Consider the following 18,685-nt stretch of genomic DNA (forward strand, 5'->3'; position numbering starts at 1 on the left):
TGACGCCGCCCGAGCAGAGGTGTTCGACTACATCGAGCGATTCTACAATCCGACTCGGCGCCACTCGGCCATCGGCTATCTCAGCCCCGTGGCGTTCGAGCGTTTGGCCAGTTCAGGCTAAACCCGGTGTCCACCGAACCGGCAGCAGGCCAGGCTGGGGCGCCCCATGGGCTGCGTGACCTCTGGCCCCTCTCCCTTCCTGCTCATGATTCAGGGGTTCGAAGGGGCCACTGCCCCTTCGTGGGGGAGCGCGAGGGGGCAAAGCCCTCTCGCAGACCTGTCCCTCACAACCCGCGCAGCACCCCGCAGACATGGGCGACCTGGGCTTCCGTCAGTTCCGGGAACATGGGCAGGCTCATCACCTCTCCGGCCGCGCGGGCGGTTTCGGCGCAGCCGGCGGGGCCCATCGGGGTGCGGCCGCGGTAGGCGGGTTGCAGGTGGACGGGGGCCGGGTAGTGGATGGCCGTCGCCACGCCTTCGGCGCGCAGGCGCGCCATCAGGGCGGTGCGGTTCGGCACGCGCAGGACGTATTGGTGGTAGACGTGGCCGGCATCGGCGCGGCGGATGGGGGCGGCGTAGGGCCCATCGGCCAGGGCGGCGTCGTAGGCTGCCGCGATTTCGGCGCGGCGGGCATTGGCCGCGTCGAGGTAGGGCAGGCGCACGCGCAGGATGGCGGCCTGGATTTCGTCGAGGCGGCTGTTCACGCCGATGCTGTCGCTGATGTAGCGCTCCTTCCAGCCGTACTGCCGGATGGCGCCGATACGGTCGGCGAGTGCCGCGTCATCGGTGGACATGACGCCGCCATCGCCCAGCGCGCCGAGGTTCTTGGTGGGATACAGCGAGAAGCAGGCGGCGTCGCCCATGGTGCCGACCTTGCGGCCGCCCAGTGTCGCGCCATGCGCCTGGGAACAATCCTCGATCACCATCACGCCGTGTTCGCGGCAGGCGGCGAGCATCGGGTCCAGGTCGCAGGACTGGCCGTACAGGTGCACGGGAATGATGGCGCGGATCGGCGGCAGGCCCGGCGGCGGGTCGTTCAGCACGGCGACGAGTTCGTCGGCGTCCATGGTGAAGGTGTCGGGGTCGATATCGATCAGCAACGGCGTCGCACCCACCATCTCGATCGCCGCCACGGTGGCGACGGCGGTGTGGGAGACGGTGACCACGGTGCAGCCGGCGCCGATGCCCATGCCGCGCAGCGTCAGCATCAGTGCGTCGGTGCCGTTGGCGCAGCCCACCGCGCGGGCAGCACCCTGCCAGGCGGCGAATTCCTTCTCGAAGGCCGCCCCTTCCTGGCCGAGGATGTACCAGCCGGAGCCGAGCGCGCGCAGCGCCGCGGCGTCGATCTCGGCCTGGTGGGCGCGGTAGCCGGCGCCGGGGTCGGCCTGCGGCACGGTGAGAAGCGGGGCGTTCATGGTGGCGTTCCCTGGTTGGGCGGGATCAGGCGGTATATTCGGCGAGGCGCGGGCGGTACCATTCGAGCGAACGGCGCAGTCCCTCATCCACCTCAATCCGCGGCCACCAGCCGGTGGCGGCGCGGAAGGCACGATCGTCGGCGGCGTAGCTGCCGATGTCGATCTGGGCACGATCGGCCGGGAAGGTCTTGGTCACGAAACTGCCCTGCCCGCCATTCGCCGCGATCAGGCGTTCCGCCAGTTCATGCAGCGAAAGTGGCGGCGGGCCGCCGATATTGAAGACCTTGCCGTTCACTTCCGGCTTGCCGGCCTGCAGGCCGGCGCGCAGGAAGGCGTCCGTCACGTCATCGAGGTAGGTCAGGTCGCGCAGTTGTTCCCCGCCCCAGACCTCAAACGGTTCATTTTCGAGAACCCGGCGGATCCAAATTCCCAAAAAGGTCTGCTTGGCGTCCTTGATGCGGAGTCGCGGGCCATAGCAATTGGTCAGGCGCAGCGAGACAACGGGCCGGCCGTGGACGCGGCTTTCCAGCAGCCAGTACTGCTCCCCGGCCCATTTGGAGACGCCATTGGCGTCCGGTGGGTTCACCGTGTGCTTCTCATCCACCGGCAGGTATTGCGGGCGGCCGTAGAACTGCCGGGTGGAGGCGTGCACCACGGTGGCCTTCGGCGCGGCTTCCCGCATCACGCCGATCAGCCGCACCTGAGCCACGGCGTTGATGGCGATGTCTGAGACCGGGTCGCGCTGGCCGCCCATATGGCTGGTTTGCGCTGCCATGTTGAACAGCACGTCGATGCCGTTGCACAGGCTGTGCAGTTCGGCGTCGCGGATATCGCCGCGTACCAGCATGACGTTGCTGCCCTCGAGGTTGAGCGGGCTGGCGCCCCCCTCTGGCTCCATCGCATCCAGGGCCACCACGCGGGCGCCCTCCGCCGCCAAAGCGTGACAGAGGCCGCTGCCGAGGAATCCGGCGCCGCCCGTCACCAACACCCGCTTGCCGCGCCAACCGTCCATTCTCGAATCTTTCCTAACCGGCCTGCCCAAGCCGCTGTCCCGCATAGGTTGCCGCCCGGATCGGGGCCCACCAGGCCTCATGGTCCAGGTACCAGCGCAGCGTGTGCTCCAGCCCGCTTTCGAAATCGTACCGCGCGGTCCAGCCCAGTAGCTTCTCCGCGCCGGACGGGTCCATGGCATAGCGGAAATCATGCCCTGGCCGGTCCTTCACGAAGGTGATCAGGCGTTCCCGTGGCCCTGCCGGATCCGGCCGCAGCCGGTCCAGCACGGCGCAGATCGCCTTCACCACCTCCAGATTGCTGCGTTCCTGGCGCGGGCCGATGCAATAGGTGCCGCCGGGCTGGCCGGCGCCCAGCGCCGCCAGGCACAGCGCCTCCGCATGGTCCTCCACATGGATCCAGTCGCGGATATTGGCGCCGTCGCCATAGACCGGCAGCGGCTTGCCCTCCAGCGCGTTCAGCGAGACCAGCGGGATCAGCTTCTCCGGGAATTGCCACGGCCCGTAGTTGTTCGTGGTGTTGGAGACGAAGGCCGGGAACCCATAGGTGTGGTGCCAGGCGCGCACCAGATGGTCGGACGCGGCCTTGGAGGCGCTGTAGGGGCTGCGCGGGTCGTAGGGCGTGTGTTCGTCGAAAGGCTTCGCGTCCAGCGTCTCCAGGCTGCCGAAGACCTCGTCGGTGCTGATATGGTGGAAGCGGAAGCGGCCCTTGGCCGGCGCGGGCAGCGCGGACCAATAGGCGCGGGCGGCTTCCAGCAGCACCTGGGTGCCGACGACGTTGGTGCGGATGAACTCGGCCGGGCCGTCGATGCTGCGATCCACATGGCTCTCGGCGGCCAGGTGCATCACCACCTCCGGCTGCCACTGCGCCAGCGTGGCGGCCATCGCCTCCGCATCGCAGATGTCCGCCTTGACATGGATATGGCGGGCATGGCCGCGCGCGGTGTCCAGCGCCGCATGGCTCGCGGCGTAGGTCTCCTTGTCCACATTCACCACGACATGGCCGGTGGTGGCGATCAGGCGGCGGACGACGGCGGAGCCGATGAAGCCCAGTCCGCCTGTCAGCAGGATGTTCATGAAGATTCCTCGGTCGACGTGACAATCGCGCCTGATTGCGGCGGCAGCGCGGCCAAGCCCGGGCGGCGCCATGGCCACCCGCGCAACGGTCGTGCAAATTGCCCCGGGCGGACGCGCAGGTCGAGGGGTCCTGCCTGCCCGGAAATCCGCCCGGTCATCGCGCAGGCTGCCCTTCCCAAGCGAAGCCGGCCAGGCCACATCCGCGGCGCAAGCGGAGCGGTTCCATGCAGCTGTTGATCGACAGGATCATGCTCGCCAGCCGGCATGTGCTGGTGGTGTTCTTCCTCGGCCTCGGCGTCGCCCTGGCGATCTATGCGCTGGGGTTCCTGGCGAAGCTGTGGAAGTTCGCGGGCAATGCGCTGGCCGGGTCCGACAACCGCCACAGCTGCTCGACCTGCTGCACCTTCTCGATGCCGCGCTGGTCGCCTCCCTGGTGGTGACGGTGATGATCTCCTCCTACGACAGCCTGGTCTCACGCCTCGACAAGCATGAGGATGCGGAGGGGGTGAGCTGGGTCTCGAACTTCGATCCCGGCAATCTGAAGATCAAGCTGGCCTCCGCGCTGATCGCGATCTCCTCCATCCACCTGCTGCAGATCTTCATGGAGGTGTCGAGCTATGATGACCGCTCGGTGATGTGGGGCCTGGCGATCCACGGCATGTTCCTGACCGGCGCGGTGGCGCTGGGGGTGCTGGACCGGCTGACGAAGAAATAGCGATCCGGGCCGCCGGCAGCGGCCCGGCCGGGCGCTCAGGGCGCCTTGGCGACACCGGTGATCTCCACCTTCCAGCGCGGATCGACCAGCGCCGCCTCGATGGTCATGCGGGCCGGCTTGGCGGCGGGGTCCAGCCAGGCATCCCAGGCGCGGTTCATCGCGGGTGCGTCCTGGATATCGGCCAGCACGATGGTGACGCTGAGCAGGGCGCGCTTGTCGGTGCCAGCCTCGGCCAGCAGGGCATCGATCTGCGCCAGGATGTCGGCGGTCTGGCCTTCGGCATCGAGCGTCGGGTCATCGGCCACCTGGCCGGCGAGCCAGACCAGCCCGCCGCCCATCACGGCGCCGGACAGGCGCTTTTCCTCTGCAATGCGGCGTATCGTCACGTCATCCTCCCTGATTTCGGCCATGATCCGGCCTGGGCCAGCCTGTCACGCGGGCGGCGGCGCTGGAAGCCGGGCGTGGCCGGGGTATCCGTGCGGGCTATGAAGGCACCCGGCCGCCTGGAAGCCACCGATCACGAATGCCACGTTCATCAGCCTCGCAGGGGTGATGGTGGCTGCGCCATCGGCACCTTTGCCCCCTGTATCCCGGCCAGGTTCGCGGCTTCGGTGGTGCTGTTCCACCTTGTGGAGAAGCCCGGCCAGCGCTGGGGGCCGGGCCCTGGTGGTGGCGGGCGTGCAGCCTTTCGGGCGTTCGCGGCGGCCTGGTCAGGCGGCGGGGGCCAGCACATGGATGACGCGGCTGGCCACCATGTCCCGCACCTTGGCGCCATAGGCCTTCATATGCGGCGCGGCGCCATGGGCGGCGAGCGTCGCGGCGCTGGACCATTTCTCGACCACCACGAAGCTGTCCGGGCCGATCGCGGTCTGCAACGGGCCGATGCCCTCCGCATCGATCGCCGGGCCGTATTCGATGCAGCCTTCCTCGGCCAGCACCGCCGGGATGTTGGCGCGCATCTCGGCCAGCACCGCATCGCGCATGCCGGGCTTGGTGGTGATGAAGGCGAGGACATGGATCATCTTGGCGTTTCCCCTGGTTGCGCCCGCAGCAAGGCAGCGCGGCCGCGTCCCGTCAATCAGCGGCTCCGCCGCGGGGTCAATCACACCAGCCCGCCATTCACATGCAGCACCTGCCCGGTGATGTAGGCCGCGCCCGGCGAGGCGAGGAACGCCACCGCCTGCGCCACATCGCCCGGCGTGCCGAGCCGGCCGAGCGGGATCCGCGCGCGCACCGCATCCCATTGCGCCGGGGTCATGGCGGAATGGCCGCTGGCATCCTTCTGGGTGAAGCCGGGCGCCACGGCATTCACCGTGGTGCCGCTGGCCGCGGCCTCCACCGCCAGAGCGCGCACCAGCGCCTCGACCCCCGCCTTGGCCGCCGCCGTGGCGGGGAACAGCGTGGCGTCGGTACGGAAAACATGCGCGACGAAGGAGGAGATGGCGACCAGCCTGGGCGTTTGCCCCTCCCCCCTCCCCTGGGCCAGCACCGGCAGCGCGGCGCGCGCCAGGCGCAGGAAGGCCCACAGCACGGTATCCATGGATTGTGCGAAGCCGGCATCGGTCAGCGCCGCCACCGGCGTGCGGTCGGCGAAGCCGGCATTGGCCACCACCACATCCAGCCCGCCGAAGCGCGCCTGCGCCTGCGCCACCAGCGCGGCCGGCAGCGCCGGGTCGGCGATGTCGCCCAGCATCACCTCCGCCACGCCGCCCGCCGCGCGCACCGCCTCCGCCACCGCATCCGCCCCCGCGGCGTTCTTGCGGGTATGCACCAGGATGGCGGTGCCCGGCCCGGCCAGCGCCCGGCAACAGGCGGCGCCGATGCCGCTGGCGGCGCCGGTGACGAGGATGGTGCGGGGGCGGTCTGTCATGCGGAGGCTCCTGGGGACGCGATCCGCATGGTGCCGCCCCCGGCCGCGCGGCGACAGCCCCCCCGGTTGAACCCTGGTCGCGCGGCCCCGGCTGCGGCAAAGGGGGCGCACGACGACGCAGCGGAAGGATTGCCCAGATGACGCCGATCGTGGATCTCGCCGGCAAGCGCGGCCTGGTGGTGGGCATCGCCAATGGCCACAGCATCGCCGCCGGCTGCGCCACCGCCTTCCGCCAGGCCGGCGCCGAACTGGCGCTGACCTATCTCAACGACAAGGCGCTGCCCTTCATCCGACCGGTGGCCGACGGGCTGGGCACGGCGCTGCTGCTGCCCTGCGATGTCCGCATCCCCGGGCAACTGGAGGCTGTGTTCGACCGCATCGGCCAGGAATGGGGCCGGCTGGATTTCCTGCTGCACTCCATCGCCTTCGCACCGCGGGAGGATCTGCACGCCAGCGTGGTGGATTGCTCGGCGGAGGGTTTCGCCATGGCGATGGACGTGTCCTGCCATTCCTTCATCCGCATGGCGAAGCTGGCGGCGCCGCTGATGACGGAGGGCGGCAGCCTGATGACGGTGAGCTTCTACGGCGCCGACCGGGTGGTGGAGAACTATAACCTGATGGGCCCGGTGAAGGCGGCGCTGGAATCCAGCGTGCGCTACATGGCGGCGGATCTGGCGCCGCGCCGCATCCGCGCCTTTGCCATCTCGGCCGGCGCCATCCGCACCCGCGCGGCGTCAGGCATCGACCGCTTCGATGATCTGCTGGACCGGGTGCGGGCGCGCACCCCGGCGGGCCGGCTGGTCGGCATCGAGGATGTCGGCCGCATCGCCGCCTTCCTGGCCAGTGAGGCGGCGGCACCGATGAGCGGGTCCGTGGTGCATGCCGACAATGGCGCGCACACCGTGGCCTGATGCCTCAGCCGCCCCGTTCGGCCGCATGCGCCGCGGCCAGGGCGGCGAGGCTGGGGAAGCGGAAATCGAAGCGCGCCTCATCCGCCGGCTCCGGCGTGGCGCCCCAGCCTTCCCGGTCGTGCCGCCGGTCGATCCATGCGGTGGCGAGGCCGGCGCGCTTGGCGGGCACGTGGTCGTGGAACAGGCTCTGCGCCGTGTGCAGGATTTCGCCCTTCGCATGGCCGAGCGCCGCCAGCTTCTCCAGCATATAGGCGAAGTTGCGATCCGATGGCTTGTAGCTGCCGATGTCCTGCGCCGTGTAGATCGCATCGAAGGCCACGCCGAGCCGCCGGTTGCTGCCGGCGAAGCTGGTGCGGTCCACATTGGACAGGATCACCAGCTTGAAGTGCTGCTTGAGGTAGGCCAGCGCCTCCGCCGAATCCGGGAATGCAGGCCAGTCCGGGACGGAAGCGCCGAAGCGGCGATGCGCCGCATCCCCTGCCGGCACACCCCATTCCTGGGCCAGGCGCCGGTGCACCTCGGCCAGCAGGTCGGCGTAGATCATCTCCGGCGTCCGGGCTTCCTGGTCCGCCTCCAGCCGGGCGAAGGCCTGCAGCGCGGCCTCCGGGCCGATGGCGCCGCCGGCCTGGGCCAGAAGCGGCTGCAACGCCGCGAGGATGCCGCCTTCCCAGTCGATCAGCGTGCCGTAGCAATCGAAGGTCAGAACTCGGAAATCACTCAGCCGCATCACCCTGCCCCACCCTTGCCGCCAGCCCATGATGGCCGGGGCCGCGACCGGCGACAACCGGACCGCACCAGGGCCGGGGTCAGGCCGAAGCCGACCGAACGGAAAGGCAACCCGGCGCCACCATGCGGGTTCATGCCTTCCCACACGGAGTTCCGCGGCAGTGTCCACGACCCCCGACCCCTTCGACCTCGCGCGCTTCGTGCAGGCGCAGGACACCGCGATGGCGGAGGTCCAGCGGGAATTGCGGCAGGGCCGCAAGTACGGCCATTGGATGTGGTTCGTCTTCCCCCAGCTGCGCGAACTGGGCCGCAGCGCCACGGCGCGGCACTACGGCATTTCGTCGCTGGCCGAGGCGCGGGCCTATGCCGCGCATCCGCTGCTGGGGCAGCGGCTGGTGGATTGCACGGCGCTGGTGCTGGCCGTGCCGGACCGGACCGTGCATGCGCTCTTCGGCAGCCCGGACGATCTGAAGTTCCGGTCCTGCATGACGCTGTTCGCTGCCGCCTGGCCGGAGCAGCCGGTCTTCGCGGAGGCGCTGCGGCGGCACTTCGGCGGTGCCGCCGACAGCCTCACGCTGGACCTGCTGGCTTCAGCGGGCTGAGGCGAGGATGCGCCGGGCGCGGCGCAGGATCGGCTCATCCACCATCCGGCCATCCACTTCAAAGGACCCGCGCCCCTCGGCTTCCGCCGCTTCCGCCGCGGCGATCTGCCGGCGGGCGAGGTCGAGTTCCTTCTCGCTGGGTGCGAAGCCTTCGTTGAGGATCGGGATCACCGCCGGGTGGATGCAGCTGCCGCCCGTGAAACCGGCGCGGCGGGACCGGGCGACCACGTCGCGCAGCTTCTCCTGGTCGCGGAAATCCGCGATGGAGCCGAGCGTGCCCATCGCCGCCACGCCCGCCTGCGCGGCGGCCACCGCCATCCGACGCTTGATCGCCACCATCACCTCATCATCCGAGGTGCAGCCGATCTCGGCCGCCAGATCCTCCGCGCCCACCAGCAGCCCGGCGACGCGCGGGGAAGCGGCGCCGATTTCCGCCATGCGCTCGATGGCCGCAGCACTTTCGATCAGCGGCAGCAGCACGCAGCGTGGCGTGGTGCCCTCCAGATCATCGATCACCTCGGCGATCAGGCGGACATGGCCGCCATCCATCGCCTTGGTCATCAGGATGCCGTCCACGCCGCAGGCAATCGCCGCCTCGATATCGCGCACCGCCATTCGCAATGGCCGGTTGATGCGGACCAGCACGGCGGAGGGGCCGGTGCGGCAGGTGGCGACCGCATCGGCCAGGCCATCGCGCGCGGCGGCCTTCTGCGCCACCGGCACGCTGTCCTCAAGGTCGAGGATGATGGCATCCGCGCCCGCCCCCGGCGCCTTGGCGACGAAGCGCGGCACATTGGCCGGGACGTAGAGCATGGAGCGCCAGGTTGCGGCGCGCGGTGCGTGGGTCATGCTCAATTCGCCGTCACGCCGGCGGCGCGGATCAGCTCGGCCCAGCGCGTCACCTCGCTGCGGATCAGCGCGCCGAAGGCCTCGGGCGTGGTGGGCGAAGGCTCCGCGCCATCCTGCCGCAGCCTGGCCGAAACCTCCTCCGTGTTCAGGCTGGCGTTGATCTCGGTGTTCAGGCGCCGGATGATCGCATCCGGCGTGCCGGTGGGGGCTGCGATGCCGTACCAGGGCACCGCATCGAAGCCCGGCGCCACGGCTTCCGCCGCGGTCGGCAGGTCCGGCAGGCTTGGCACGCGCTGGCCGCTGGAGACACCGAGCGCGCGCAGCCGGCCGGCGCGCACCAGCGGCATCACCGTCGGCGCACCACCCCAGGTCAGGTCCACATGCCCCGCCACCAGGTCATTCAGCGCCGGGCCGAGGCCGCGATAGGGCACGTGCTCCATCTGCAGGCCGGTGGCGTGCAGGAAGGCGAGCATGACGGTGTGGCCGGCGCTGCCATTGCCGGCGGTGCAGTAGCGCAGCCGGTTGGGATGGGCCTTCGCATGTTCCACCAGGCCGCGCAGATCCTGGTAGGACTGGCCCGGGTGCACCACCAGGACATTCGGCGTGGTGGCGATCATCGCCACCGGGGTGAAATCGCGCACCGGGTGGTAGGTGAGGGTGGGGTACATGGCGACATTCACCGCCAGCGTGCCGATATGGCCGAGCAGCAGCGTGTAGCCATCCGCCGCGGACCGGGCCACGAAATCCGAACCGATGGTGCCGCCGGCACCGCCGCGATTCTCCACCACAACGGGCTGGCCGAGGCGGGGCGAAAGCTGGTCCGCCATGGCGCGGCCGAGCGTGTCGTTCGCCGCGCCGGGCGGGAAGGGCACGATCAGGCGGATCGGCCGGCTGGGCCAGTTATCCTGTGCGCGCACGGCAGGCGCCGCCAAGGTGCCAGCGGCGGTGGCGGCGAGAAGCTGGCGCCGGTTCATGCCGCGTCCTCCCGCCCCAGCAGCCTGGCGCGGTCCTCGGCGCCATAGCCGAGTTCCGCCAGGATGGCCTCGGCGTGCTGCCCCTGCCGCGGCGCCAGCCGCGACTCCGGCAGGCCGGAGCCCGAGAAGCGGTTTGCGTGTCGCAATCCCAGCATGTGTTCCTCCCCTTCTTCTTTCGTGAGCACGCCGGAGCCGCGCAGTTGCGGATCCTCCAGCAGGCTTGGCAGCGTGTGGTACGGCATGGCGGGCACGTCGTGGCGGCGCAGCAATTCCACCCATTCGGCGGTGGTCTTCTCCCGCATCACCTCCGCCCGCAGCGCGAAGTAATCCGCGACATGGGCGAGGCGTGCGGCGACGTTGTGGAAACGCGGGTCCTGCATAAGCTCCGGCCGGCCGATCGCGGTGAAGAAGCCGCGCGCCTGCGGGTCGGTGTTCGCGGAGACGCAGATATAGCCATCCTTCGTCGGAATCGGCCGTGCATCGGGGGTCATGATGCGCGGGTCGCCCATGGTGCCATCCGGCTCGAAGGTGCGCTGGCCGAGATGTTCGGACAGCACGAAGGCGGCCGCATTCTCGAACATCGGCACCTCGATCGCCTGGCCCTGCCCAGTGCTGGCGCGGGCCACCAGCGCGGCGCAGATGGATTGCGCGGCGATGATGCCGACGATGTGGTCGGTCAGCACGAAGGGGGCGAAGCGTGGCTCGCCCAGCACTTGCTCCAGGCAGGCGGCGACACCGGACAAGCCCTGGATGATGGTGTCGTAGGCGGGCGCGCCATCATAGGGGCCGTCGGTCGCGAAACCCGCGATGGTGCAATGGACCATACGCGGATTCAGCGCCGACAGCGCCTCCCAGTTCAGGCCGAGGGAGGCCAGGGCACGCGGGCGCATGTTGCTGACGAAGACATCGCTGGTCGCGGCCAGGCGCCGGATGACCTCCTGCCCCTCCGGCGCCTTCAGGTCGAGCACGATGGAGCGCTTGTTGCGATTGAAATGCATGAATTTGGGCGACATGCCCGGCGCATTGGCCGGCGCCTTGCCACCCAGTTTCCGCATGAGGTCGCCCTCCGGCGGCTCCACCTTGATGACGTCCGCGCCCTGTTCGGCCAGCAGCAGGGTGGAGGTCGGGCCGACGATGACGCCGGTGCAGTCCAGCACGCGGATGCCGGCGAGCGGGCCGCGTTTGGCGGTGGCGTCGCTCACACCATTTCGCCCGGTTCGCTGCCGGCTTCCGCCTGCGCGACGATGCGGCCGGTCTCGTTCAGCGCCCACAAGCCGAGGCTGCCGTCATCCTGCCGCTTGCAGCGCAGCTCGCCGGTGCGGTTGACGAAGAACGGGTTGACGTTGCGGACGGAGAAGCGGCCGAGCCTGCCGCCGGGCAGGTTGCGGCGCGCCATCTCATGCAGGAACAGCGCATGCAGCCCGCCATTCACGACGAGGCCGGGATAGCCTTCCTCCTGCGTCGTATAGGGCTGGTCGTAATGGATGCGGTGGCCGTTATAGGTCAGCGCGGAATAGCGGAACAGCGTCACCGTCTGCGGCGCGTAGATCTGCGTCTCGTCCGGCGTGGGCAGTTCAACGGGCGCCTCGGCCTTGGCGGGCGTGCCGGCGCCGGGCCTGGCCTCCTCGCGATAGACGATGTCGTGCGCCTCGGTCAGCACCGGTTTGCCATCCATCTCCACCACATGATCGACACGGACAAAAATCATCTGCCCGGTGCGGCCGGTCTTCGGGGTGATGGAGGCGATGGTGGAGGTGCGGCGGATTTCCGCGCCGATGGTGATCGGCGCCAGATAGCGCAGCCGGCGGCCGGCAAACATGCGGCGCGGGAGGGGCACCGGCGGCAGGAAATCACCCTTCCGCGGATGACCATCCGGGCCGAGCTGCGACTGGCGGGCGATGGGCGCGAAGAACACGGAATGCCAGCCCTCGGGCAGCGCATCACCGCGGCGATAGGCCATCGGGTCGAGGTCGAGCAGCGCGGCCAGGCGGCGCACGATGGGCAGCGCTACCTCATCCTCCAGCACTTCCTGGCGGCCGATCCAGCCGGACATGGCGCCGGCTTCCGCTTGCGTATCGGGCATATTGTTTCCTCCGGCGCCGATCCTTGCCCCGCCAGCGCGCCACGTCCAATGCAATATGGTGACCGGGTGATGCGTCTGGTGCATCATCTGCGGCATGTATCTGGACCTGCCGGGGCTTGAGGCCTTCATCGCCGTGGCCGAACTCGGCTCCTTCCGCCGCGCCGCCAGCCGGCTCGGCCTCAGCCAGCCGGCACTCACCCGCCGCGTACAGCGGCTGGAGGGGGTGACGGGGGCGGAGCTGCTGGACCGCCGTGCCCAGCCGATCCGCCTGACCGCCGCCGGCACGTCGCTGCTGCCGGAGGCGCAGGAAGCAATTGCACGGCTGCGCGATGCGATGCGCCGGGCGGTGGACCCGGATCGCGGCCAGCGGGTCGAGATCGGGTGCCTGCCGACGCTTGCCGTGCGGCATCTCGGCCCGGTGCTGGCCGCGCATCTGCGGCAATGGCCGCATTCCGAGGTGGTGGTGCATGAAAGCTCCGCCACCGAGATCCGCACCATGCTGGAGGCGAACCGGATCGATTTCGCGCTGGCCGCGATCGGCGCCGAGCGCTGGAACGTGGAGCGCGTGCCGCTGTTCGAGGAGCCGTTCTTCCTGGTGCTGCCCGCGGATCACCGGCTGGCGCAGCGCGGGTCCGTGGCCTGGGCGGAGCTGCGCGACGAGAAGATGGTCTCCACCCACGCGATCAGCGAAAACCGCCGGCTGGTGGATGCGGCGCTGGACCAGGCGCGGGTGCATACCAACTGGCATGTCGAGGTGCGGCATCTGGCGACCGCCGTGGCGATGGTCGCCGCCGGGGCGGGCGTCGTCGCCCTGCCCGCCTCCGCCCTGCCGGACCCGCTGCCGGCCAGCCTGGCCACGCTGCGGCTGCTGCGCCCGGCGCTGACGCGGCGCGTCGGCCTGCTCAGCCCGCGGGAACGCCAGCTTTCGCCCGCGGCGCGCAGCCTGATGGCGTCCATTACCACCGCGCTGAGCCGCGGCGATGCGCCGCCAAAGACCCGGCGCGGGGCTTTACGCCCGGCCGCGCCGCAAGGATGATCCGCGCGACCAGGAAGAAGACCCACCCATGCCGCTCGATGTCACTGCCCAAGGTGTCTACGTCATTGCGCCGACGCCCTTTCACCCGGATGGACGCGTGGATGAGGCCAGCCTGGACCGGATGACCGATTTCTTCCTCGGCGCCGGCTGCGCGGGGATGACGATTCTCGGCGTGATGGGGGAAGCACCGAAGCTGGATGGCGCCGAGTCCCTGGCGCTCAGCCGCCGCATCATCAACCGCGCCGGCAAGGCCGGCATCATCGTCGGCGTCACCGCGCCGGGTTTCGCCGCCATGCGGGCGCTGGCGTGCGGCGTGATGGAGGCGGGTGCGGCGGGCGTGATGATCGCGCCGCCCCCGCATCTGCGGAACGATGACGCCGTGGTCAGCTATTTCCACCAGGCGGTGGAGGCGATCGGCAGCGACGTGCCCTGGGTGCTGCAGGATTACCCGCAGCTGTTCCAGGTGCAGATGACGCCGGCGGTGATCCGCCGCATCGTCACCGACCTGCCCTCCTGCGTCATGCTGAAGCATGAGGATTGGCCGGGGCTGGAGAAGATCTCGGCGCTGCGCGGCTTCCAGGCGGATGGCTCGATGCGGCCGATCAGCATCCTCTGCGGCAATGGCGGCATCTTCCTCGATTTCGAGATGGCGCGCGGCGCCGATGGCGCGATGACGGGCTACGCCTTCCCGGACATGCTGGTGGAATTGGTGAAGCTGTCCCAGGCCGGTGAACGCGATCGCGCGCACGACCTGTTCGACGCGCATCTGCCGCTGATCCGCTACGAATTGCAGCCCGGCCCGGGCCTCGCGGTGCGGAAATACGTGCTGATGCGGCGCGGCGTCATCGCCTCCGACGCGCAGCGCCGTCCGGGCACCGCGCTGACCGCCACGGCGCGGGCCGAGGTGGAGTATCTGCTGTCCCGCCTCGCGCGGCATGATGCGCGGGCGGCGCTGCCTGCCGTCTGAGGAAACCCGTCGCGGCATCGGGCGCTGATCCGGCAGGCATCCGAAAGGCGACACCGTGTTCCGACTCCTGCGAAACCTGGCGATCCTGCGCGGCCTGATGGCCCTGTTCCGGCGCGGTCGCCGCCGGTGAGGCCATGAGGCGGCGGTCCTACTCCGCCGGCTGCGCCTCCAGCCGCCGCAGCTCCGCCGCGCGGGCGCCGGGGGCGGCGGTGAAGCGGGCGAGCAACACGTAGCCCACCGGCACCACGAACAGCGTCAGCAGCGTGCCGAGCATCAGCCCGCCGCCGATGACCAGGCCGATGGTGCTGCGCGATTCGGCGCCCGCCCCGGTCGCCAGCGCCAGCGGCAGCGCGCCCAGGATGCTGGCGGAGGTGGTCATCAGGATGGGGCGCAGCCGCAGCGCCGCGGCTTCTTCCGCCGCCTGCGCCGGTTCCATGCCCTCATCCCGCAGCTGGTTGGCGAATTCCACCAGCAGGATGCCGTTCTTGGCCACCAGCCCGACCAGCAGCACCATGCCGATCTGGCTGTAGATGTTCACCGTCAGCCCGGCCAGCAGCAGCGTCAGCAGCCCGCCCGCCACGGCCAGTGGCGCCGCCGTCATCACCACCAGCGGGTGAACGAAGCTTTCGAACTGCGCGGCCAGCACCAGGAAGGTCAGCACCAGCACCAGGGCGAAGATCACCAGGATGGCCTGGCCGGTTTCCTGGAATTCCAGGCTCTCACCCAGCCAGCGCAGCGTCGCCTCCGGCGGCAGGATTTCGGCGGCGGCGGCCTCGGCGCTTTCGATGGCGGTGCCGAGATTCGTCCCGGGTGCCAGGTTCGCACCGATCTCGATGGCGGCCAGGCGGTCCACCCGGCGCAGTTCCTGCACCGTGCCGACCTCGGTCAGTTCGACCACGGAGGAGAGCGGCACAAGCTCGCCGTTGCGGGCGCGCAGATAGGCGTTGCGGATATCGCCCGGTGCCGCCCGCGCATCCGGCTCGGCGCCCAGGATCACCTCATATTCCTCGCCGCGGTCGAGCCATTGCGTCACCTCGCGGTCGCTGAACAGCACGCCCAGCGTCTCCCCGATCGTGGCGGCATCGAGGCCGATCGCGGCGGCGCGGTCGCGGTCGATGCGGATTTCGATCTGCGGCTTGGTCGGCTTGTAGGAGGTATCGAGCGCCACGAGGCCGGGGATCTCGCCGCTGCGCTCCAGCATGGCGGCGCCCCATTCGCGCACCCGCTCCCGTTCCGTTCCCCCCACGGCGAAGCGGAACTGGCGACCGCTGCCGCGCTGGCCGAATTTCGGCGGCGGCACGGCGAAGGCACGGATGCCGGGGATGGCGGCGAGCCGGACGCGCAGATCGGCGACCAGCGCCATCTGCCCCACATCCCGGTCCGCCCAGGGCTTCAGGCGCAGGATGACGATGGCGCGGTTGGTGCGCGCGGCGCCGCCTCGGCCTGGGGCGACGATGCTGAGATATTCCTCGGCCGGGCCGTCCTCGGCCACGAAGGGCGCGAGCACCGCCTCGATCTGCTCGACCGCGGCCAGCGTATCCGGGAAGCTGGCGCCTTGCGGGCCTTCGGCGATGATGAGGACGGCGCCGCGATCCTCATCCGGCGCCAGTTCCTGCGGCAGCGCCATCCAGGCCAGCGCGCCGGCGCCGGCGAAGCCGATGCCGACGAGCAGCACCAGCGCCGGCATTCCGATCAGACGGCGCAGCGCGGCCCGGTAATGGTCCCGCAGCCAGTTCTGGGCGCGCAGGCTGGTGCGCGCGATGCGGCCATCCTCCGCCGTGCCGGCGAACAGTTTCGCCGAGAGTAGAGGTGCCAGGGTCAGCGCCGCGGCGGTGGAGAACACCACGGTAGCCGCCAGCATCACGGCAAATTCGGCGAATAATCGCCCGATGTTTCCCTGCAAGAAGGCCAGCGGAAGGATAACGGACAGAAGCGCGGCAGATGATGCAAAGACCGCAAAGCCCACCTGCCGCGTCGCCCGCACCGCGGCCAGCAGGATCGGCTCGCCCCCCTGCTGGCGGCGGCGGATATTCTCCAGGATCACCACCGCATCATCGACGCAGAAGCCGATGGCCAGGATCACCGCGAGAATGGTCAGGACATTGACCGAATAGCCCAGCGCCGCGGCCACCGCGATGGCCGGGATGATGGAGGCCGGGATGGTCAGCGCCGGGATCAGCGTGGCGCGTGCCGAACCGAGGAACAGGTAGATCACCAGCACGATGATGCCGATGGTGATGGCCAGGGTCCACGCCACATTGGCCAGCGTTTCCCGGATGAACAGCGCCTCGTCATAGGAGAGTTGCAGCGACACGCCCGGCGGCAGCGCGGCGCCGAGCCGCTCCGCCGCCTCGGCGATGCCGGCCGAGACCTCCAGCGCATTGGCATCGGCGCGGCGCAGGATGCCGATGGCAATCGCCTCCTCTCCCCCCGCGCGGAAGGCGGAACGGGTATTCTCCACCCCGATCTCGACGCGGGCGACATCGCCGAGGCGGACGCGGCCACCCGCCTCGCCCTCGCGCAGCACCAGCGCGGCGAAATCCTCGACCGATCCGAGCCGGGTCAGCGCGCGCAGCGTCAGTTCCTGGCGGCCCGTCTCCAGCCGCCCGGCCGGCACTTCCAGATTCTCCGCGCGCAGCCGGTTCGCCACATCCACCGGCGTCAGCCCGCGCGCCGCCAGCGCCGGCTGGTCCAGCCAGATCCGCATGGCGTAGCGCCGGCCGCCATAGATCTCGACCCCCGCCACGCCGGGCACGATGCCCAGCGCATCCACCAGGCGGCGTTCCGCAATATCGGTCAGCTCCGCCGTGTTCAGCCCCTCGGCGCGGAGGGTAAGGTACATCACCGCATCCTCATCCGCGGAGGCCTTCTCGACCACCGGATCCTCGATGCCGGTCGGCAAGCTGCGGCGCGTGGCGGCGACCTTGTCGCGCACCTCCGCCGCCGCGGCATCGAGGTTGGTGCCGGTGTTCAGCTCGATGATGATGACGGAGGTTTCGTCGCGGGTGATGGAGCGGATGATGCGGATGCCGGCGATGCCGGAGAGGCTGCTTTCGATGGTCTGGGTCACCTCCCGCTCCACCACCTCGGCCGGCGCGCCGGTATAGAGGGTGCGGACCGAGACGACGGGCGGATCGACATCCGGATATTCCCGCACGGATAGCGTCAGGGCGGCGCCGATGCCGATTGCGACCAGCAGCAGGTTGAAGGCGAGCGCCAGTACCGGGCGCAGCACCGGCAGGTCGAACAGGCTCCGCATCAGCGTTGCGCCACGGAGGCGGGCGCGGGCGCGGCGGCATTGACCCGGGTGCCATCCTGCAAACCCTGCAGGCCTTCCAGCACCACCGGGGTACCGGCCAGCAGCCCGTCCAGGATCTCCATGCGCTGCGGCGTGCGCTGGCCGATGCGGACCGGCGTGCGACGGGCGATGCCATCCTCGACGCGGAAGACGAAATGTTCGGGGCCCTGCATCACCACGGCGCGGGGCGGCACCGTCACGGCCTGTTCCACCACCTCCGCCGCCACGGTGACCTGCATCAGCATCCCCGGGCGCAGGCGGCGGTCTTCATTCGGCAGGCGGGCCACCACGGTCACCGTTCGCAGCGCGGGATCGACGCGCGGGGCGATGACCTGGACCTGCCCGGCGAATTCACGCCCCGGCATGGCGGTGGAAGTGGCGCGCACCGCGGCACCCGCGGCGAACCGCCCGATTTCCTGTTCCCGCACCGCGAAATGCAGCTCGATCGGATCCACCGCATCCAGCGCCACCAGCGGCGTGCCGGGCTGCACCAGCGCGCCGACGCTGACCTGCTTCAGCCCCAGCCGCCCCGCGAAGGGCGCCACGATGCGGGATTGCGACAGGCGCGATTCCGCCGCGGCGGAGCGCGCCTGGGCGCCGGCCAGCCGCTGCCGCAGATCCGCCACATCGCCACGCGGCGCGAAGCCGCCACGCGCGAGGCGTGAGGAACGGGATAGCTGCTGCTCCAGCTCCGCCGCTTCCGCCTGGGCTGCGCGCAGCTCGGCTTCGGCGGGGCCGGGGTCCAGGGTGACCAGCACCTCGCCCTCCGCCACCTCCGCCCCTTCCTCGAAGCTCAGGGCGGTGACGCGGCCGGTGATCTCGGCGGCCAGCATCACGCTGCTGGTGGCCAGGACATTGCCGAGGCCGCGAACCTCGCGCACCAGGCGCGTTTCCTCGGCGGTGGCCAGCACCACGGGGGTGGGCGGCGGCGCGCCGCGCTCGGCCTGCCGGCCGCCGGAGGACGGCCAGACATACCAGGCGATCAGCCCGGCCAGCACCAGGGCCAGCAGGACGCCCAGCAGGCGACCGCTGCCGCCGGCGGCGGCGCCCTGCCGCGTCGCTTCGTGGTCTTGCCCGGGTGTTGCCATTGCCGGGGCAACGGAGCGGCCGGAGGGAAGTTCCCCGCCTGCGGATCACGCCAGCCGGGCGGAG

Annotated in this window: 20 protein-coding genes; 7 read left to right on the top strand and 13 right to left on the bottom strand. The window is 70.4% G+C overall.

Annotated features, from left to right (window positions below):
- Positions 1 to 121, top strand: a 121-nt coding sequence (locus tag Q8S40_RS23580) for an IS3 family transposase (RefSeq protein WP_305672381.1), incomplete at its 5' end; no start/stop codon positions are given.
- A gap of 163 nt (positions 122 to 284) precedes the next feature.
- Here the strand turns inward: Q8S40_RS23580 and Q8S40_RS23585 are convergent.
- Genes Q8S40_RS23585 through rfbB form a run of 3 tightly spaced genes read right to left on the bottom strand, consistent with a single transcriptional unit; the run spans position 285 to position 3,502 of the window.
- Positions 285 to 1,415, bottom strand: a complete 1,131-nt coding sequence (locus Q8S40_RS23585) for a DegT/DnrJ/EryC1/StrS aminotransferase family protein (RefSeq protein WP_305672366.1) — start codon at positions 1,413 to 1,415, stop codon at positions 285 to 287.
- A gap of 25 nt (positions 1,416 to 1,440) precedes the next feature.
- Positions 1,441 to 2,427, bottom strand: coding sequence for an NAD(P)-dependent oxidoreductase (locus Q8S40_RS23590; RefSeq protein ID WP_304812217.1), 987 nt, complete (start codon positions 2,425 to 2,427; stop codon positions 1,441 to 1,443).
- A 13-nt stretch (positions 2,428 to 2,440) separates the two neighbouring features.
- Positions 2,441 to 3,502, bottom strand: a complete 1,062-nt coding sequence (gene rfbB, locus Q8S40_RS23595; RefSeq protein WP_305672367.1) for a dTDP-glucose 4,6-dehydratase — start codon at positions 3,500 to 3,502, stop codon at positions 2,441 to 2,443.
- Between the two features lie 224 nt (positions 3,503 to 3,726).
- On the opposite strand from rfbB, the gene Q8S40_RS23600 reads away from it, so the two are divergent.
- Together Q8S40_RS23600 and Q8S40_RS23605 are read left to right on the top strand one after the other, a co-directional pair.
- Positions 3,727 to 3,942: a hypothetical protein gene (locus tag Q8S40_RS23600; RefSeq protein WP_305672368.1), complete on the top strand. Its 216-nt coding sequence runs from the start codon at positions 3,727 to 3,729 to the stop codon at positions 3,940 to 3,942.
- A 5-nt stretch (positions 3,943 to 3,947) separates the two neighbouring features.
- Positions 3,948 to 4,217, top strand: a complete 270-nt coding sequence (locus Q8S40_RS23605; RefSeq protein WP_305672382.1) for a YqhA family protein — start codon at positions 3,948 to 3,950, stop codon at positions 4,215 to 4,217.
- A 35-nt stretch (positions 4,218 to 4,252) separates the two neighbouring features.
- Here the strand turns inward: Q8S40_RS23605 and Q8S40_RS23610 are convergent, their stop codons facing one another.
- From Q8S40_RS23610 to Q8S40_RS23620, 3 genes are all read right to left on the bottom strand, one after another.
- A complete protein-coding gene (locus Q8S40_RS23610) occupies positions 4,253 to 4,603 on the bottom strand; it encodes a RidA family protein (protein ID WP_304810286.1) in 351 nt (116 codons plus the stop codon).
- 324 nt (positions 4,604 to 4,927) lie between these two features.
- Positions 4,928 to 5,239: a putative quinol monooxygenase gene (locus Q8S40_RS23615; protein ID WP_305672369.1), complete on the bottom strand. Its 312-nt coding sequence runs from the start codon at positions 5,237 to 5,239 to the stop codon at positions 4,928 to 4,930.
- Positions 5,240 to 5,319: 80 nt separating this feature from the next.
- Entirely contained in the window at positions 5,320 to 6,087 is a 768-nt protein-coding gene (locus Q8S40_RS23620; protein WP_305672370.1) for an SDR family NAD(P)-dependent oxidoreductase, read from the bottom strand.
- Positions 6,088 to 6,224: 137 nt separating this feature from the next.
- Here Q8S40_RS23620 and fabI point away from each other — a divergent pair, with 137 nt between their 5' ends.
- A complete protein-coding gene (gene fabI / locus Q8S40_RS23625) occupies positions 6,225 to 6,998 on the top strand; it encodes an enoyl-ACP reductase FabI (RefSeq protein WP_305672371.1) in 774 nt (257 codons plus the stop codon).
- A gap of 4 nt (positions 6,999 to 7,002) precedes the next feature.
- Here the strand turns inward: fabI and Q8S40_RS23630 are convergent, their stop codons facing one another.
- A complete protein-coding gene (locus tag Q8S40_RS23630; RefSeq protein ID WP_305672383.1) occupies positions 7,003 to 7,725 on the bottom strand; it encodes a haloacid dehalogenase type II in 723 nt (240 codons plus the stop codon).
- A 160-nt stretch (positions 7,726 to 7,885) separates the two neighbouring features.
- Between Q8S40_RS23630 and Q8S40_RS23635 the strand changes: the two genes are divergently transcribed.
- Positions 7,886 to 8,326 carry a DUF1810 domain-containing protein gene (locus Q8S40_RS23635; RefSeq protein ID WP_305672372.1) on the top strand — a complete coding sequence of 147 codons (441 nt, stop codon included), beginning with the start codon at positions 7,886 to 7,888 and terminating at the stop codon, positions 8,324 to 8,326.
- Here the strand turns inward: Q8S40_RS23635 and Q8S40_RS23640 are convergent.
- From Q8S40_RS23640 to Q8S40_RS23655, 4 genes are read right to left on the bottom strand one after another with little or no spacing between them, the layout of a single operon-like run.
- Positions 8,315 to 9,139: a CoA ester lyase gene (locus tag Q8S40_RS23640; protein WP_305672373.1), complete on the bottom strand. Its 825-nt coding sequence runs from the start codon at positions 9,137 to 9,139 to the stop codon at positions 8,315 to 8,317. The two genes, Q8S40_RS23635 and Q8S40_RS23640, sit on opposite strands and share 12 nt — an antisense overlap.
- A 38-nt stretch (positions 9,140 to 9,177) precedes the next feature.
- On the bottom strand, positions 9,178 to 10,149 hold the full coding sequence (locus tag Q8S40_RS23645; RefSeq protein WP_305672374.1) for a tripartite tricarboxylate transporter substrate binding protein: 972 nt from the start codon (positions 10,147 to 10,149) through the stop codon (positions 9,178 to 9,180).
- Positions 10,146 to 11,351, bottom strand: coding sequence for a CaiB/BaiF CoA-transferase family protein (locus tag Q8S40_RS23650; RefSeq protein ID WP_305672375.1), 1,206 nt, complete (start codon positions 11,349 to 11,351; stop codon positions 10,146 to 10,148). Before Q8S40_RS23650 ends, Q8S40_RS23645 begins: the two co-directional genes overlap by 4 nt.
- Entirely contained in the window at positions 11,348 to 12,232 is an 885-nt protein-coding gene (locus Q8S40_RS23655; RefSeq protein ID WP_305672376.1) for a MaoC family dehydratase N-terminal domain-containing protein, read from the bottom strand. The genes Q8S40_RS23650 and Q8S40_RS23655 overlap by 4 nt, the downstream gene beginning before the upstream one ends.
- 94 nt (positions 12,233 to 12,326) lie before the next feature.
- Between Q8S40_RS23655 and Q8S40_RS23660 the strand changes: the two genes are divergently transcribed.
- Both Q8S40_RS23660 and Q8S40_RS23665 read left to right on the top strand, forming a co-directional pair.
- Positions 12,327 to 13,268, top strand: a complete 942-nt coding sequence (locus Q8S40_RS23660; protein ID WP_305672377.1) for a LysR family transcriptional regulator — start codon at positions 12,327 to 12,329, stop codon at positions 13,266 to 13,268.
- Positions 13,269 to 13,296: 28 nt separating this feature from the next.
- Complete coding sequence (locus Q8S40_RS23665; RefSeq protein WP_305672378.1) at positions 13,297 to 14,235, top strand: dihydrodipicolinate synthase family protein; 939 nt, start codon at positions 13,297 to 13,299, stop codon at positions 14,233 to 14,235.
- A gap of 148 nt (positions 14,236 to 14,383) precedes the next feature.
- Here the strand turns inward: Q8S40_RS23665 and Q8S40_RS23670 are convergent, their stop codons facing one another.
- Both Q8S40_RS23670 and Q8S40_RS23675 read right to left on the bottom strand, forming a co-directional pair.
- Positions 14,384 to 17,494 (bottom strand): efflux RND transporter permease subunit, encoded by a 3,111-nt coding sequence (locus tag Q8S40_RS23670; RefSeq protein ID WP_305672379.1) that lies wholly within the window; start codon positions 17,492 to 17,494, stop codon positions 14,384 to 14,386.
- A complete protein-coding gene (locus Q8S40_RS23675; protein ID WP_305672380.1) occupies positions 17,494 to 18,621 on the bottom strand; it encodes an efflux RND transporter periplasmic adaptor subunit in 1,128 nt (375 codons plus the stop codon). The genes Q8S40_RS23670 and Q8S40_RS23675 overlap by 1 nt, the downstream gene beginning before the upstream one ends.
- Positions 18,622 to 18,685: the final 64 nt, after the last annotated feature.

Origin of the sequence: Falsiroseomonas sp. (genome assembly GCF_030695085.1) — a bacterium.
Lineage (GTDB): Bacteria > Pseudomonadota > Alphaproteobacteria > Acetobacterales > Acetobacteraceae > Falsiroseomonas.